General features: G+C 56.7%; 9 protein-coding genes. 5 read left to right on the top strand and 4 right to left on the bottom strand.

Features of this window, described 5'->3' with window-relative positions:
* Positions 1-317 precede the first annotated feature (317 nt).
* The 5 genes from ACMTNU_RS00380 (at position 318) to ACMTNU_RS00360 (ending at position 7,584) form a co-directional block, all read left to right on the top strand.
* Entirely contained in the window at positions 318-1,394 is a 1,077-nt protein-coding gene (locus ACMTNU_RS00380; protein ID WP_413933219.1) for a glycosyltransferase family 4 protein, read from the top strand.
* The gene (locus tag ACMTNU_RS00375) at positions 1,387-2,706 is read left to right on the top strand and encodes an MFS transporter (RefSeq protein WP_413933218.1); all 1,320 of its coding nucleotides are present in this window, start codon (positions 1,387-1,389) and stop codon (positions 2,704-2,706) included. The genes ACMTNU_RS00380 and ACMTNU_RS00375 overlap by 8 nt, the downstream gene beginning before the upstream one ends.
* Before the next feature lie 200 nt (positions 2,707-2,906).
* Positions 2,907-4,115, top strand: a complete 1,209-nt coding sequence (locus tag ACMTNU_RS00370) for a BON domain-containing protein (RefSeq protein ID WP_413933217.1) — start codon at positions 2,907-2,909, stop codon at positions 4,113-4,115.
* A complete protein-coding gene (locus ACMTNU_RS00365) occupies positions 4,115-5,419 on the top strand; it encodes an MFS transporter (protein ID WP_413933216.1) in 1,305 nt (434 codons plus the stop codon). Before ACMTNU_RS00370 ends, ACMTNU_RS00365 begins: the two co-directional genes overlap by 1 nt.
* A complete protein-coding gene (locus ACMTNU_RS00360; RefSeq protein ID WP_413933215.1) occupies positions 5,416-7,584 on the top strand; it encodes a glycogen debranching N-terminal domain-containing protein in 2,169 nt (722 codons plus the stop codon). Before ACMTNU_RS00365 ends, ACMTNU_RS00360 begins: the two co-directional genes overlap by 4 nt.
* Positions 7,585-7,591: 7 nt before the next feature.
* On the opposite strand, the gene mgtA is transcribed toward ACMTNU_RS00360, so the two are convergent.
* From mgtA to ACMTNU_RS00340, 4 genes are all read right to left on the bottom strand, one after another.
* Positions 7,592-10,147 (bottom strand): magnesium-translocating P-type ATPase, encoded by a 2,556-nt coding sequence (gene mgtA / locus ACMTNU_RS00355; RefSeq protein WP_413933214.1) that lies wholly within the window; start codon positions 10,145-10,147, stop codon positions 7,592-7,594.
* The gene (locus ACMTNU_RS00350) at positions 10,140-11,372 is read right to left on the bottom strand and encodes an ABC transporter permease (protein ID WP_413933213.1); all 1,233 of its coding nucleotides are present in this window, start codon (positions 11,370-11,372) and stop codon (positions 10,140-10,142) included. Before ACMTNU_RS00350 ends, mgtA begins: the two co-directional genes overlap by 8 nt.
* A gap of 86 nt (positions 11,373-11,458) precedes the next feature.
* Positions 11,459-12,790, bottom strand: a complete 1,332-nt coding sequence (locus ACMTNU_RS00345) for an efflux RND transporter periplasmic adaptor subunit (protein ID WP_413933212.1) — start codon at positions 12,788-12,790, stop codon at positions 11,459-11,461.
* On the bottom strand, positions 12,787-15,606 hold the full coding sequence (locus tag ACMTNU_RS00340) for a cation-translocating P-type ATPase (RefSeq protein WP_413933211.1): 2,820 nt from the start codon (positions 15,604-15,606) through the stop codon (positions 12,787-12,789). The genes ACMTNU_RS00345 and ACMTNU_RS00340 overlap by 4 nt, the downstream gene beginning before the upstream one ends.
* Positions 15,607-15,644 lie beyond the last annotated feature (38 nt).

Here is a 15,644-nt window from a genome sequence, read left to right as displayed (position 1 = left end):
CGATGCTCGTCGTGACCGTCACGTTGACGTCTCACGGAGATCGTCATGTGACCAACCATGGGACCGACGAGGAGTCAAGTAATCCCAGAGTGGACATATTGGCGCTGAGCTCATGAACTTTTGTCCGTTGAGTCTGTAAAGAGGTGCTGAGTAACATGACCTTCATGGGTCAGGGGAAGCAGCGGATGATGTGCGGTTCATGAATACACAACAGATCGAACTTCTATTTCGGACAATCAACCCGGTCTCTATTCACCTCACACATTGACGGATGACTCAGTTATCCAGTCGATGATCAGTGTAAGAAAGGACAAGACATGAGAATCGCGCAGGTGTCACCGCTGTGGGAAAGCGTTCCGCCCAAACTGTATGGTGGGACGGAGCGAATTGTGTCGTACATTACGGAAGAGTTGGTCGCAATGGGGCATGATGTGACACTGTTTGCTAGCGGCGATTCAGAAACAACTGCCAAGCTTGAGGCGATTTGCCCGCAGGCGCTTCGGTTGAACACCGGAATATTCAATCGAGATGCTCCGCTGATTATGCAGCAGGAGCGAGCACTTGGCGTGAGCGGGAACTTCGACATCGTACACTCCCATCTCGATTTTCTTGGGTTTCCGGTTGCACGTCGGAATGCCGTCCCCATGGTGACCACTTTGCATGGTCGTCTGGATCTCCCGGAGTTGGAGCCGATTTTTCGTGAGTTTAGCGAAATGCCGCTGGTCTCCATTTCGGCCTCTCAACGTCGGCCGCTCCCTTGGGCCAACTGGGCCGGGACCATCCACCATGGACTGCCACGCAATCTTTACAGCTTCCATCCGAAGAGTGAGGGGTATCTGGCGTTTCTTGGCCGGATTTCCCCTGAAAAGCGCCCGGATCAGGCGATTGAAATCGCGAAGCGGGCCGGTATTCCATTGAAAATGGCAGCCAAAGTCGACCCTGCGGATCGTGTGTACTATGAGGCCGCCGTCGAACCGTTGCTCAATCACCCGCTGATCGAGTTTGTCGGAGAGATATCCGATGCTGAAAAGAACGACTTTGTTGGAAACGCCATGGCGTTGGTCTGTCCTTATGATTGGCCAGAACCCTTCGGTCTGGTGCTGATCGAAGCGCTTGCCTGCGGAACGCCGGTGTTGGCGTATCGACGAGGATCCATTCCAGAAATCATCGATCATGGGTCAACCGGCTTCGTGTGTGAAACCGTGGATGAGATGGTCGAGGCGGTGGGACAGGTACCTCTCCTAGAGCGCCGACGTTGTCGAGCGGCGTTCGACGAACGGTTTACTGCCGACCGGATGGCGCGTGACTATGTCGCGTTGTACGAACGAATTCTTGAAGGCGTAGCCGTGCAAGCTGCCGCGCATAAAGCGAACGGAGGGGGCCGACATGTCTGATGCAGTCATTGACTCACAAGAGACTCACTCTCCTGCTCGTCGTGGCCATGGGTGGGAGTTAGTCAAAACGAGAAATTTCGGATTTCTGTTCGCCGGTCAGACGATCTCTCAAATCGGCGATAGTCTCAATAAGGTGGCATTGCTCTGGTTTGTCTATGAGATGACCGGGTCGGCACTCAAGATGACGGTAGTGGGGCTGCTACAGACGCTTCCTCCCTTGCTGTTTGGGCCGTTGATCGGCGTGTATTTAGATCGCGTCCGGAAAAAACCGGTCATGATCGGTGTGGACCTTCTTCGGACCTTGATGGTTCTCCTGATCCCATTGCTCTACGCAATGGAGGCCCTGACGCTTGATCGGCTCTATGTGTTGGTATTTGCCACAGCGATCTTTTCAACGGTCTTCGGGCCGGCCTTGACCTCCGCTGTTCCATTGATCGTCGCAAAGGATCGGTTGGTGGCGGCCAACGCACTCATGCAAACCACGACGAACGTGGGATTGCTCGTCGGTCCAGCCGTGAGCGGACTGGGGATTGCTCTCATCGGGGCACAAAACGTCCTGTATGTCGATGCAGCGACGTTTTTCTTCTCGGCGTTGTGTTTGTTTCCCATTCAGGTCCATGAAACGCTTAATCGTAACCGCGTAGCCGGCAATGGGTTGACGGGCGGTATTACCAGTGACTTGCTGGCAGGTTTCCGGTTCGTGTTTGTTGAGCAGAAGACGGTCTTGATGCTGATGTTGACGGCCACGCTGTATAGCGTCGGCATCAGTGCTTTCATTTTTCTATTGCCTGTGTTTGCCAAGGAGGTTCTGGGTGTGGGGCCGGTCCAACTTGGTTGGTTGTGGTCGGCTCTCGGCGTGGGGATGTTGCTGGCGTCTCTCAGTCTGACGTCGGTCACGCAGGGAGATGTCTCGTGGCGTTTGCGGTTTATGTCCGGCGCGTTAGCCATCGGTGGGCTTGCCGTCGCGGCGCTCGGGTTTCTCGATGCTCCAGTCGCTGCGGGGGCGCTGATCGCAGTGATCGGAGGCAGCACAGCCATGTTTACCCCGCTGGTGTGGACCATGCTTCAGGAGTTGACGCCGACGCATCTCCTCGGTCGAGTCTTTACGAGCTTCGCAACGGGGGGTATGGCCGCATCGATGGCCGGAATGGCTGGTTTTGGATGGGCGGCTGATACGATTGGTCCGGCGACGTGCCTTGGAGGTATTAGTCTTATTCTCCTCATGACTGCTGCGAGCGCGTGGTTGTTCAGCTTCTACAAGTCGCACGCACAGACCCTGGTCGTTCCTTCGCGCGGCTCCTTTGCCGCGTAGCAGACTGCTGCGCCGTTCGTCACACCGTTGCAGATACTCGCCCAGTTTGAGGTCTGACATGCCGGCAGCCCCCCCCTGAGAATCAGGGGGGGCTCTGAGCTCCGCGCAGATGACAGAACCTCGAGAGCGGGTTACAATGCCTCGCTACACTCCACAGAAGATATATTCACGGGGATAGGTCCCAGGGGGAGGCTTGCGTTATGGCCATGAAGTTTCAACGGGCGATTGTTCTCAGTCTGCTCATGTGCTGGCCGATAGGAACAGGCTCGCAAGCGTCCGACGGACGTGACAAGGAGGGCATGCCGGAAAAAGAGAAGTCGGCCTCGAGCTCGTCACAACCACCAGCTGTCCCTGCTGTAAAAGGTGAGGCAGCGGCCGAGCACAAGGAGATTGTGCCTGAAAAACCAGTAGTACGGCAGCAGCCGTCACCGGCTTCTTCCGACTCTCAACCCACGCCGCACAAGTCGCCAACAGAGACCAAGCCGGCATCTTCGCCTACGATGCCGACCAAGGCTGAAGCCGCGACGGATCGCAAGGAAGGCGTGTCTGAGAAACCGGCCTTGAGCTCGTCACAACCACCAACTGTCCCTGCCGTGAAGGGTGAGGCAGCGGCCGAGCACAAGGAGATTGTGCCTGAAAAACCGGCAGTACGGCAGCAGCCGTCACCGGCTTCTTCCGACTCTCAACCCACGCCGCATAAGTCTCCAGCAGAGACCAAGCCGGCATCTTCGCCTACGATGCCGACCAAGGCTGAAGGCGCGACGGATCGTAAGGAAGGTACCTTGGAAAAGATTCCTGCACGTCCCTCCTCTTCAGCGGTGACAGAGGGGCATGGCGCTGCTCCCAAGCCGTCAGCAGAGACCAAATCGCAAGGACAACCGGCACCGGCGCTCAAGGCCGACCTGCCTCCTCCTGCTGATATCGATCTCAAAGAAAAGGAGACAGCTGCAAAGAAGCCGATGGGGTCGCTGATCCTATGCGTTAAACTCGCGCTCATGGGAGATTTGCGGCTGTTCCATTATGAGATCGAGGTTGAGGATGACAAACAGGTGGTCACACTGAGCGGGCGGGTTTCGAATGAAGAAGATAAGGCTGCCGCGACAGAAGTTGCGCAGGCGGTCAGTGGGGTGAAGACCGTTACGAACAAGCTGATCGTGGAAAAAGATCTGGCGAAAACTTTGCTCAAGAAGCAGGATGAAATCCTCACGCTTCTCATTAAGGAACGCTTTGCAAAAAGTGCGACCTTGAAATCGGCAAACTTCGATGTCAAGACGGAAGAAGGTATCGTGCAGCTCAATGGCACGGTTCGTTTTCAGGTGATTGCTCTCGAAGCTGCTGAGGCGGCTCGGCAGGTGCCGGGCGTTCGGGCCGTGAATACAGAAAAAATTCGTCTAGAGGGTGAGAGCTGATGCAGGGTTCCTCAGGCCCCCTGGCAGACTCTTCCTCTGGAATGGCGCATGCCCGTCAGCTCTCGGTCGACAATCGCCCCCTCCTTCTGACTTGGGACTTCGGGTTGGTGTGGTGGGGACAGCTCATTTCACAGATCGGTGACGGAGTCTGCCGCTTGGCCCTCTTGTGGTTTGTCTACGCCGTCACCGGGTCACCGCTCAAGACGTCCATCATCGGGCTGCTGCAGACAATTCCTCCGATCGTTCTCGGCCCCATCATCGGTGTGTACGTCGACCGCCTCCCGAAGAAAGTCCTGCTGATCACGAGCGATATTCTCCGTGCGCTGTTAATCGGGTTGATCCCCTGCCTCATTTCCGTGGAATCCTTTACGGTCTCGGTGTTGTATGTGCTGGTGTTTCTCCATGCAGTGTCCACGGCGGTCTTTGGCCCTGCCCTGACGGCCGCAGTACCGGCCTTCGTCCCCAAAACACAGTTCACGGCTGCCAATGCGCTTTTGCAGGGCACTACGAGCTTGGGGATTATCTTCGGCCCCGCGATCAGCGGCATCGGTATCGCCGCGTATGGATCGCAAGAGGTGCTCTGTATCAATGCCGTCACCTACTTGATTTCAGCGGCATGTCTCGCCTTTGTCCGTTTCAAAAACACGGTGGCGACGAGTCCCTCGCCTGGGGCGCGATCGACGTTGCTGCAAGATCTGGTCGAGGGATTTCGTTATGGTGTAGTCACCAAACCGGCATTATTGTTCTTGACCGGTACCGCTGCCCTGTATACGTTCGGTACCAGTGCGTTGACCGCACTGTTCCCGGTCTTTGCCAGAAAGATGCTTGGACTGGGACCGGTCGAGGTCGGGTACTTATGGTCCACCCTGGGTATAGGATTGCTTGTGACGTCGATCGCGCTCCTATGGGTGACCGATTGGATGGTCAAGGATCGTATGCGACTGATCATGGCCGCGAGTGTGTTGAGTGGTCTCGCCCTGAGCGGTTTGACCTGGACGATTGATCCGTATGTTGCCGGAGTTTTTATGGGACTGATCGGGTGTGGGATGGGAGTATTTACACCGATCGCCTGGGGAATCATTCAGGAACTGGCGCCGAGCCATATGATCGGACGGGTCTTAGGACTCTACGGGACAGGTGCCATGACCGCCGCCATCGGTGGAATCTCGGCGTTTGGGTGGATCACGGAACAGCATGGCCCCGAAACCGGCGTCCTCGGAATCGGACTTGTCTTAATGGTCACGGCGTTGGTCGCCACACGGATGAGCCGAGCAAGTGCCGAGTATGAAGGGAACCGTTCATGAACGATATCATTCGATGGAACGAACAGTACTATATCCTTGCCTCATCGTCGCTGGCTGAGGGCCGAACGGAAGTCCTGAAACATGGAGAGACCTTTGCCGTATTCGATCGATACGGGGATATGCACCAGGTGCTTCCCGGTCCACAGGGTCTGTATCATGAAGGGACGCGGTTCCTCTCGCAGTCCGAACTGTTGGTGCAAGGTCAGCGGCCGATGCTCCTGAGCGCGACCGTGAAGGAGGACAATACGCTCTTCACGGTTGATCTTACCAATCCGGATCTGATGCATAATGGGCAGAAAGTCGTCCAGCGTGGCACCGTCCATCTGTGCCGCACACGGTTTCTCTGGGAGGGAACGTGGTACGAACGTCTCCGTGTTCGGAATTATGGAAGTCAGAGCATCCCGCTTGCGATTACGGTCGCGCTAGATGCGGATTTTGCCGATCTCTTCGAAGCGAGAGGCCGAAAGCGAGAACGGCGCGGGGTACGGCTTAAGACGGTTCGGTCAAAAAACGGACTCGTATTTGGTTACAAGGGACTAGATGGAGTCATCCGTCGAACTTCTGTTCAATGCACTCCGACACCAAAGCGAGTCACATCCAACGGCTTTATCATCGAGTCGTCTCTCCGGCCTCATGCAGATCTCACCTGGGAGATGGCGCTCTCTTGTGAAATCGGAGAGCTGCGGGACCGAAAGAAGCTGAACTACGAGCGTGCTTCCCAGCATGCCAATCGTGCTCTCAAGGGCGCCACGTCCCATGATGCGCATGTTTATACGGCCAATGAACAGTTCAACCACTGGTTGAATCGATCGTTGGCGGATCTCCACATGTTAATCTCCGACACTCCACAGGGGCTCTATCCCTATGCGGGAGTCCCTTGGTTCAGCGTCCCATTCGGTCGCGATGGCATCATCACCGCGCTCCAGATGTTGTGGATGAATCCTCTGTTTGCTCGTGGAGTGTTAGGGTTTCTGGCTGCGACCCAGGCGACGGAGGTTCGACCGGAGCAGGATGCAGAACCGGGAAAGATTTTGCATGAGACCCGCCAAGGAGAGATGGCCGCATTAGGGGAGATCCCTTTTGGGAAGTACTATGGCAGTGTCGACTCCACGCCGCTCTTTCTCGTTCTCGCCGGCGCCTACTACGAACGCACCGGCGATCGAGCCTTTCTCCGTACACTCTGGCCACATCTCAAGCTGGCGCTGGAGTGGATCGATCAGTATGGCGATCCCGCCGGCATAGGCTTCACCTCCTATGCCAGACAGTCGGCTACTGGCCTTGTGCATCAAGGATGGAAGGATTCGCATGATTCCGTCTTCCATGCAGATGGAATCGCAGCGAAGGGACCGATTGCCTTGTGCGAGGTCCAGGCTTACGTGTATCGAGCCAAGCACGCTGGGGCGCAGATCGCGCGCGTGTTAGGAGACAGCGATCATGGCGATCGGCTAATGAAGGAAGCCGAGGCTTTGCGGGAACGGTTTGAGCGCGCGTTCTGGTGCGAACAACTTGGCACCTATGCCTTGGCGGTGGATGGGCGAGGGCGTCCCTGCCGTGTGCGTACTTCGAATGCGGGGCATTGTCTCTATGGTGGGATTGCCGGCCAAGAGCGTGGTCTGCGCACGGCCCATACACTTCTGACGGATGAGATGTTCAGCGGGTGGGGGATCAGAACACTGGCGGCATCAGAACGACGGTATAACCCGATGTCCTACCATAACGGGTCGGTGTGGCCGCACGACAATGCGATCATTGCCGCCGGCATGGCGGCCTATGGATATAAAGAAGGGGCCATGAGGATTCTTACCGGACTCTTCGACGCCAGTCTCTTTCTTGATCTCCATCGAATGCCGGAGCTCTTTTGTGGGTTCCATCGTCGTCCGGGTGAAAGTCCCACACGCTATCCGGTGGCCTGTGCTCCACAGGCTTGGGCAGCCGGTGCCGGGTTTCAAGCATTGCAGGCTTGCCTTGGATTGCAGATCGATGGGACTCGACGCCTGGTACAGTTTGTGCGCCCCACCTTGCCACCATTTCTCGAGCGAGTCGAACTGCGGAACCTCTCAGTCGGGACCGCACGTCTTGATCTCGTGCTCGATCGCCATGAGAACGAAGTGGCGTTAAGAGTGGTCCGTCGAACCGGAGATGTGGAGGTCCTGCTCATCGTATAGGTCTCAATCAGACCCTGCCTATGGCGCTCCTTCCCTTGCATCGAATCTCATGCGCGGCGTAAAAGCGTCGCTTCGCGAGTTCGGCGGTTACGACGTAGCCGACCAGGATTGTTCCTAACAGTACGAGAAATGACAGCGGCATCGGGGCCAGTCCGAGCGGTGCAGCAATTGGGAGCAGGGGGAGCAGTAACGTGACGGCAGCCACGGCGAGCGTGACGAGGGTGAGGGTGCGTCCTGGTGTACTGGAGAAGAATGGTCGTCTGGTGCGAATAACCAGCACAATAGCCGAGGCGGAAATGACGGATTCGATGAACCAGCCTGTCCGGAACTGCTCCGGTGAGGCGTCGAGAATCCATAAGAGCGCGACGAAGGTCAGGTAGTCAAACACCGAACTGACGAGTCCGAATGTCAGCATGAACCTTCGGATGAAGACGATATCCCAGCGCCGTGGTTCGGCGATCAGCTCAGGGTCAACCGTATCGGTCGCGATCGTCATCTCAGGAATATCGGTGAGCAGATTTGTGAGAAGAATTTGCTTCGGCAGCAGTGGGAGAAACGACAAAAACAGTGAGGCGCCGGCCATACTGAACATATTACCGAAGTTGGCGCTGGTAGCCATGAAGACGTATTTCAACGTGTTGGAAAACGTTGTGCGCCCTTCACGAACGCCCTGGATCAGAACCGATAAGTTCTTATCGAGGAGCACAATGTCTGACGCGTCTTTTGCCACATCCACGGCGCTTTCCACGGAGATCCCTACGTCTGCCGAATGGAGCGCAGGGGCATCGTTGATCCCGTCGCCGATATAGCCGACCACGTTGCCGGATCGCTTCAAGGCCAGAATGATGCGATCCTTCTGATTCGGTTCCACTTCCGCGAACACATCAATGTCCTTAACCCGCTGACTCAGCGCTTCATCGGTCATCAGGCGAAGGTCTGGCCCGGTCAAGAGCCGCTGGTGGTCCATGCCCACCTGTTGGCTGACATGGGTGGCTACGAGATGGTGATCGCCCGTGATGATTTTGAGCGACACGCCCAGTTGCCGTAAGGTCGCAATCGTCTGAGCGATGCCGGGCTTCACCGGATCAGCAAAAACCAAGAGCCCGAGAAACGTCATATCCACTTCCTGTTCCTTGCCGATGTGTGGGGCCCCGCCCATATCACGAATCGCCAACCCCAACGTACGGAGACCCTGGCGATTCATGTCCTGAAATTGCAGTCGGATTTGCTCAAGGTGAGGTTCTATGGGGACCATTGATCCATCCGGCAGTTCCGCGTGGCTGCATATGGCCAGCATGGGCTCCACGGCCCCTTTGGTAATCAGCAGGTGCGTGGTGGGGGCGGCCACAAGAATTGAAAGACGTTTTCGGAGAAAGTCATAGGGAACTTCATCCAGCTTTCGGTAGCCGGACAGGTCGCGGACGCACTGTGTTCGGATTGCTTCATCGAGCGGGTTGATGAATCCGGTTTCGTAAGCGGCATTGAGGAATCCATGAAACAGGACGCGCTCACTGGCAGCGCCGTCGAGGCTCAGGGCTGCATGAAAGCGCATCGTGCCCTCGGTGAGCGTGCCGGTCTTGTCCGAGCACAGGACGTTCATGCTTCCGAAGTTTTCGATGGACGCGAGGCGTTTGACGATCACTTTCTGTTGGGCCATGCGTTTTGCACCATGAGCAAGATTCACGCTGATGATGGCCGGAAGGAGTTGGGGGGTGAGACCGACGGCGAGAGCCATGGAAAACAGAAACGAATCGAGCACCGGCCGGTGGAGATATACGTTGATGGCGAAGATGGCGAATACGAGGAGGAGCGTGACTTCAAGCAATAAATATCCAAACCGCCTGATACCACGTTCAAATTCTGTCTTCACAGATCGAAGCATCATGTGAGAGGCGATGCGGCCAAACTCTGTTTCCTTTCCGACGTGCACGATCACAGCTTTGGCGTGACCGCTGACCACGTGCGTGCCCATGAAAATACAGTTTGTTCGCTGGCTCAATACGGCTGCGGTAGCAACAATCGATACAGACTTCTCGGCAGGAAAAGTTTCGCCGGTCAACATCGCTTCGTCGACGAAGAGGTCTTTCGATTCAATCACCAGGCCATCGCCTGGAATGCTGGATCCGGCCGAGAGGTTGATGATGTCGCCGGGGACGATCTCTTCAATCGGCGCTTCGACGAGTTGTTTGTCCCGCCAGACCTCGATTTTGACCCGAACGAGTGAGAGCAATGCAGCGACCGCCTTTGCCGCGCCGTACTCTTGCCAAAATCCGAGGAGCGCACTGATCAGAATGATGGCGAGGATGATAAGTGCGTCAGTTCGGTCACCGAGGAACAAAGACACAATGGCCGCAAACAGTAGGATGAGGATGATCGGGCTTCGAAATTGTGAGAGTAGGGTAAGCAGGGGGCGAATATCCTGGTGTGGCTTGATCCGGGTAGAGGCGTATCGTGCTTGGCGTTCTTGTGCCTCATCGGTATGAAGGCCCTCAGGTCTTGATTTAAGGCGGCTGAGGAGTTCATCTGCGGGTAGACTCCAGAAAGCCGTCTCACGGCTATTCATAGCGCAGCGCTTCAATAGGGTTCAGCTTCGATGCCTTATTGGCCGGATACAGGCCAAAAAACAGTCCAACGACGAGCGAGAACAGAAACGCGGCGAGCACTGCTTGGATGTTGATGATGGTCGGCCATCCAATCACGGTGGTGAGCAGCCGGGCGATCCCGATTCCTGTCCCAACGCCGAGCATTCCTCCGATCGCGGTCATGATGAGAGCTTCCATGAGGAATTGCAGCAGGATGTGTGCGCGCTTTGCGCCCACCGCCATCCGCAAGCCGATCTCCCGCGTCCGTTCCGTGACGGAAACCAGGAGGATGTTCATGATGCCGATTCCTCCCACAATCAGAGAGATCGACGCAATACTCATCAGCATCACCATCATCGTTCTGCTCGTGCCGGCGACGGTTCTTGCGATATCCTCCATGGTCCGGATCGTAAAGTCATCTTCTTCTGATGGGTGCAGACGATGTCTCGTCCGCAACAGCTCCTTGATGTCGTCGGCTGCGGGGGGAATGTCGTCGCGGGTGGCGGTTGCCACTAAAATAATTCCGACGGTTCCCAGAAACTTTGTCCCGAACACCCTGCGTTCCGCGGTCGAGAAGGGAAGGACAACGAAATCATCTTGATCCTGCCCTGTGATGGATTGGCCCTTTGATGCCAGGACCCCAATGATCCGGAGCGGAACATTTCTGATACGGATCTCACTTCCTACGACTTCCTCTCCCGGCTCAAATAGATTCTGGACGACGGTTGTTCCCAAGACTGCGACCTTGGCGGCAGAATCAAGATCTGATTGTGTGAAGAAGTTTCCCTGTGCAAGAGGCCAGTTTCGGATATCCGGAAAGACGGAAGTGGTGCCGAAGACGACCGTACTCCAGTTCTTGTTCTCCCTGATCACTTGGAGGATCGAGCGTGTCCCGTACATCGCCGTCGTCACGCCGGCGATCTTCTTCTCGATGTCTCCCGCATCGTCGACCGTCAGGGTCGAAAACGATCCAAGCCCACCCCGGACGCCGCCGACCGTCGTGGCTCCCGGGATGACGATCAGCACATTGGTGCCCAGGCTCGAGATCTCTGCCTGTACCGAAGCCGTCGCCCCCTGGCCAAGACTGATCATGGCGACAACCGCGCCGATTCCAATGACAATGCCCAGCATCGTCAAGCCGGCTCTCAACGGGTTACGCCTGAGAATACGAAAAGCTGATAGAAGGGTGAGCCAAAAGAATGACATGGTGAGTAGCTCGTAGCGCTCAGCTTTCAGTCTTCAGTAATCATGATCCGCTCCGAGGCTGACAGCTGATTGCTTCTTGCCTCCCTTCATCTCAACCCGCGACTTGGTTCAAAACCGGGAGGCAATTGTTTTTTGGACTGTTCTTCATCTGTTTCAACCCCCAGAATAACAGGATCTCCTTCGCGCAAAGTGTCAGACACGATTTCCGTATAGAGAGAGTCGGCGATGCCCGTCGAGACATCCACTTGGCGAGGTTGGTGATGGGGGTCCAACACCCAGACGCGGCTGACTTTCCTGTCGGTCGGTACGTTGGGCATCCTGAATCGCAGAGCACCGTTCGGGACACGGAGCGGATTCTCTTTCCGTGCGGTTACGATGGTAACGTTTGCTGTCATGCCCGGTTTCAACTTCAATTCAGGGTTGCGTACAGTGATGACCACGTCATAGGTCACGACGTTCTGAATATTGATGGGCGCGTTGCGGACCTGCGTCACCACGCCATCGAAGAATTGTTTGGGATAGGCGTCCACTCGGAAATTCGCCTCTGTTCCTTCTTTGACACCACCGATGTCGGATTCACTGACGTTGGCGTTCACCTGCATATGGGTGAGGTCTTGGGCGATCAAGAAGAGAATCGGCGTCTGGAAGGCCGCCGCCAGGGTTTGGCCGACATCCACGTTTCGAGACACCACGATGCCGTCCACCGGTGAGTAGATTGTCGTATAGCCAAGATCCAATTCCGCTGAGGCGAGTGCCGCCTGAGCCTGATCCAGTTGCGCTTGCAGAACCTCCACGTTGGCTGCGGCATCCCGGTAGTTGGTCTCGGCGAGATCCGTGTCCGCTTGTGAGACGAACGCCTGCGGTCGCAGCGCCGCCATACGATCGAACTCTCGCTTGCGCTGAATCGCCAAGACGTTGGCTCGGGAGAGATTTCCCCTTGCGCTTTTGACGGCAGCACGCGCTTGGCTCAAACGGGCCTTGAACGGTTTTTGATCGATCTGGGCCAAGACCTGTCCTTTTGTCACCTTGGAGTTAAAATCGGCGAAGAGTTGCGCAACTTTCCCGGAGATTTGGCTACCGACCTGCACGGAGACGACCGGATTGATTGTGCCGGTTGCGGTCGCGATCGCCGTGATCGGTCCACGCTCGACCGGGAGTGTCTTGTAGTGAATAGGAGGGGTGCCGGAGGCCAACCAGTACCATACTCCTCCTCCCCCCATGAGCAGGATGAACATGATGCCGATCAGCAACGGGAGGCGGGATCGACTCGGTCGACTGGGAAACGTGACAATCGTAAGCACAGATTTCTGTTCAGCTCCTGGCTCGGAACGTAGCCGCTCCGGCGTCGAGGCCTCGTGGTGAGAGATGACTTCATCCACAGGGACATGGCGAGTGGGCTTTTGTGGATCAGTGGTCATGATGGACTCACGATCTGGGTTGTTGCGGGATTTGCGCTGCGATGACGACGGTTCACGAGGAGCTTCCGACCCTCCTCGGCCAGCAAGAGAAGGAGAGACCCGAGAACAAGTGGCCCCAAAATCCAGAGAGGCAAAGGACTGGTTCCAAAGATCTCGTTTCCAATCGGTGTGAAGGTGATGAGTGCAAGAATGGTCAGCTCCGTGACGATGCCCCAGACGATAAATGGGTTGCTGAACCAGCCGAGGCGGGCCACCGAGAGATGATCGGATCGGCAGGCAAACACGTTTGCAACTTGGGCCAGGACGATCCCTGCGAATGTGACGGTCGTCGCTTCTCGATACAATGGAGATGACCAATCCAGGTGTGATCCCCAGGTCCAACCGTGGCTATAGAGATAGAGGAAGAATCCCCCCATGGCTACGGCTGCTTCGATGATGCCGAGGAAGAAATAGGCCCGCACCAGGAGGGGGAGGTTGAGAAGTCGTTCAGACCTTGAGCGAGGAGGAATGTCCATGACGTCAGGACGGGGCTGCTCATTGGCGAGCCCCAGAGCGGGGATCATATCGGTTCCTAGATCGACCGCCAATACTTGTGGAATCGTCAGAGCCAACGGTGCCCCAAGAAAACCATATCCCAGGAAGGGGATAATTTCCGGCACATTACTCGAGAGGATATAGGTCGTGAACTTGCGAATGTTCTCGTAGACCGCCCGACCTTCCTCGATCGCGTTCACGATGGTCGCGAAGTTGTCATCGAGGAGAATAATGTCCGCGATTTCTTTCGCGACATCCGTTCCGGCAATTCCCATGGCCACCCCGATGTCGGCCGTTTTCATCGCCGGGGCGTCATTGACTCCATCACCGGTCACCGCGACGACGTTGCCCATCTCTTTGAGTGTGGACACGACCCGCATCTTATGGCGAGGGGCCATGCGGGCAAAGACCGGGTCCGGTTCGTTAGGATGGGACGGTGTCAGCAGTCGGTGGAGAGTTTCATTGTTCATGTGGTCGAGCTGTGCCCCCTCAATCACGGGGACAAATATCGGCATCGGGGGGGCAGTGACCTGATCCGGCACGAGACCGATCTTGCGAGCGACGGCCAGCGCCGTGAGCGGATGGTCGCCGGTGATCATGATGGCTCGAACGCCGGCTTGTCGGCAGGTGGCGATCGCGCCAGGCACCTCACGATGCGGGGGGTCCATCATGGCGACCAGACCGAGAAACGTGAGATCGGTTTCAATCGTCTCCACCTCAATGTGCTCGGGTTGATGGGTGACATCTCTCATAGCCACGGCCAGCACCCGGTAGGCTTGTTCGGCGAAGAGGCGGCTCTGATTCAGGATGCGTGTGCGGTCGTCGGAGGTCATCGGTGGCGTGCGGTCATGGACTCGGAGGTGCGAGCAGTGTGCCAGCACCGATTCTGGAGCACCTTTGGTGAACGCCACGAGCTGTCCTTCTGCCCAGTGTAGGGTACTCATCCGCTTTCGGTCGGCGTCGAAGGCCAGCTCTCCCATACGTCGTAAGGGCGGTTGGTGGGCCAACCCATGTGCGATGGCAAATTCTACGAGAGCGACTTCCGTGGGATCGCCGGTGACGGCGACGTGCCCATCTGACTTCCGGACGCGCCTAGCGTTGTGGCAATGGAGCAGTGCATCGAAGAAGGGACGCCATTGCTCAGCGTCGGCTGTGCTGATCATTCGGCCTCTGGTGAAGAAACACCCCTCTCGCGCCTCGATCACCAGCCCATCGACGAAGAATCGATCGACCGTCATGTGATTCTCCGTCAACGTCCCTGTTTTATCCGTGCAAATCACGGTGGTACATCCGAGGGTCTCAACGGACGGCAAGTGCTTGACCAATGCGTTGCGTTTGGCCATACGTTGACTGCTCAGGGCAAGGGCGAGGGTGACGGTCGGGAGGAGTCCCTCCGGGACGTTTGCCACGATAATCCCAATGCCGAAGATGGCGCTGATCCAGAAGCCGAGTCCTGTCCAGAGGCCGACCACAAAAAATATGAGCCCCATCGCCAGCGAAATCGCGGCAACAATTCGAGTGACCGTGATGATCTCTTTCTGGAGTGGGCTGAGTCCGGTTTCGACCACAGTGGTGAGGGCGGCAATTTTCCCGAACTCCGAATGCATCCCCGTAGCAAAGACGACGGCGCGACCATGTCCAGACAGGATGGTGGTGCCGGCAAAGACAAGGTTCGGTAGATCGAGCCAGTGTCCATCCGCTGTCGCCTCGGCTGTCCGTCGTTGTGGCCTCGATTCACCCGTTAAGGCGGCGTTGTCCACTCGCATGCCGACTGCCTCGATGAGGCGCGCATCAGCCGGTACCCGCTCGCCTTCTTCCACGATCAGGATGTCGCCCGGCACGATCTCACGTCTGGACACTTCGACCGGTTGCCCACCTCTCGTCACCCATGCCTTGTCCGGCAAGAGAAGGTGGAGAGCTTGGAGGGCTCGCTCGGCCTTATATTCCTGAAAGAAGGCAAATCCGGCGTTAATGACAATGACACTGAGTATCGCCCACCCCAATGTGGCCATCCCCTCACCCGGCCTCATGAAGTCTGCTGCAAAGGAGAGCGCGGCGGCGATCCACAATAGAATTGCCAGGAAATGGGTGAAATGACGAACGAGCCCGCGAAGAAGCGGGAAATGGTCTGGCTGACTGAGGATATTTCGTCCGTATTGCCCCAATCGTCGCTCTGCTTCGTTCTGGGAGAGGCCGTTGTCGCGGCTTTCCAGTCGCGTGAGCACGTCCTCGGCCGAAAGCCGGTGAATGTCGTCGTATGTGCAGGGGGAACTCATTCCCATACCCTTAATCATGCAATGAGGAACACATCGCGAAGTGT

The organism is Nitrospira sp. BLG_1, assembly GCF_047338595.1.
Lineage (GTDB): Bacteria > Nitrospirota > Nitrospiria > Nitrospirales > Nitrospiraceae > Nitrospira_D.
The sequence above is the reverse complement of the archived record's forward strand: the minus strand, read 5'-3'. Positions and strand labels throughout refer to the sequence as shown.

Excerpts from the sequence above, each read along its gene's own strand:
- ACMTNU_RS00340 (WP_413933211.1), bottom strand. The coding sequence starts at position 15,606 with ATGGGAATGAGTTCCCCCTGCACATACGACGACATTCACCGGCTTTCG.
- ACMTNU_RS00380 (WP_413933219.1), top strand. The coding sequence starts at position 318 with ATGAGAATCGCGCAGGTGTCACCGCTGTGGGAAAGCGTTCCGCCCAAA.
- ACMTNU_RS00370 (WP_413933217.1), top strand. The coding sequence starts at position 2,907 with ATGGCCATGAAGTTTCAACGGGCGATTGTTCTCAGTCTGCTCATGTGC.
- ACMTNU_RS00365 (WP_413933216.1), top strand. The coding sequence starts at position 4,115 with ATGCAGGGTTCCTCAGGCCCCCTGGCAGACTCTTCCTCTGGAATGGCG.
- ACMTNU_RS00375 (WP_413933218.1), top strand. The coding sequence starts at position 1,387 with ATGTCTGATGCAGTCATTGACTCACAAGAGACTCACTCTCCTGCTCGT.
- ACMTNU_RS00345 (WP_413933212.1), bottom strand. The coding sequence starts at position 12,790 with ATGACCACTGATCCACAAAAGCCCACTCGCCATGTCCCTGTGGATGAA.
- mgtA (WP_413933214.1), bottom strand. The coding sequence starts at position 10,147 with ATGAATAGCCGTGAGACGGCTTTCTGGAGTCTACCCGCAGATGAACTC.
- ACMTNU_RS00360 (WP_413933215.1), top strand. The coding sequence starts at position 5,416 with ATGAACGATATCATTCGATGGAACGAACAGTACTATATCCTTGCCTCA.
- ACMTNU_RS00350 (WP_413933213.1), bottom strand. The coding sequence starts at position 11,372 with ATGTCATTCTTTTGGCTCACCCTTCTATCAGCTTTTCGTATTCTCAGG.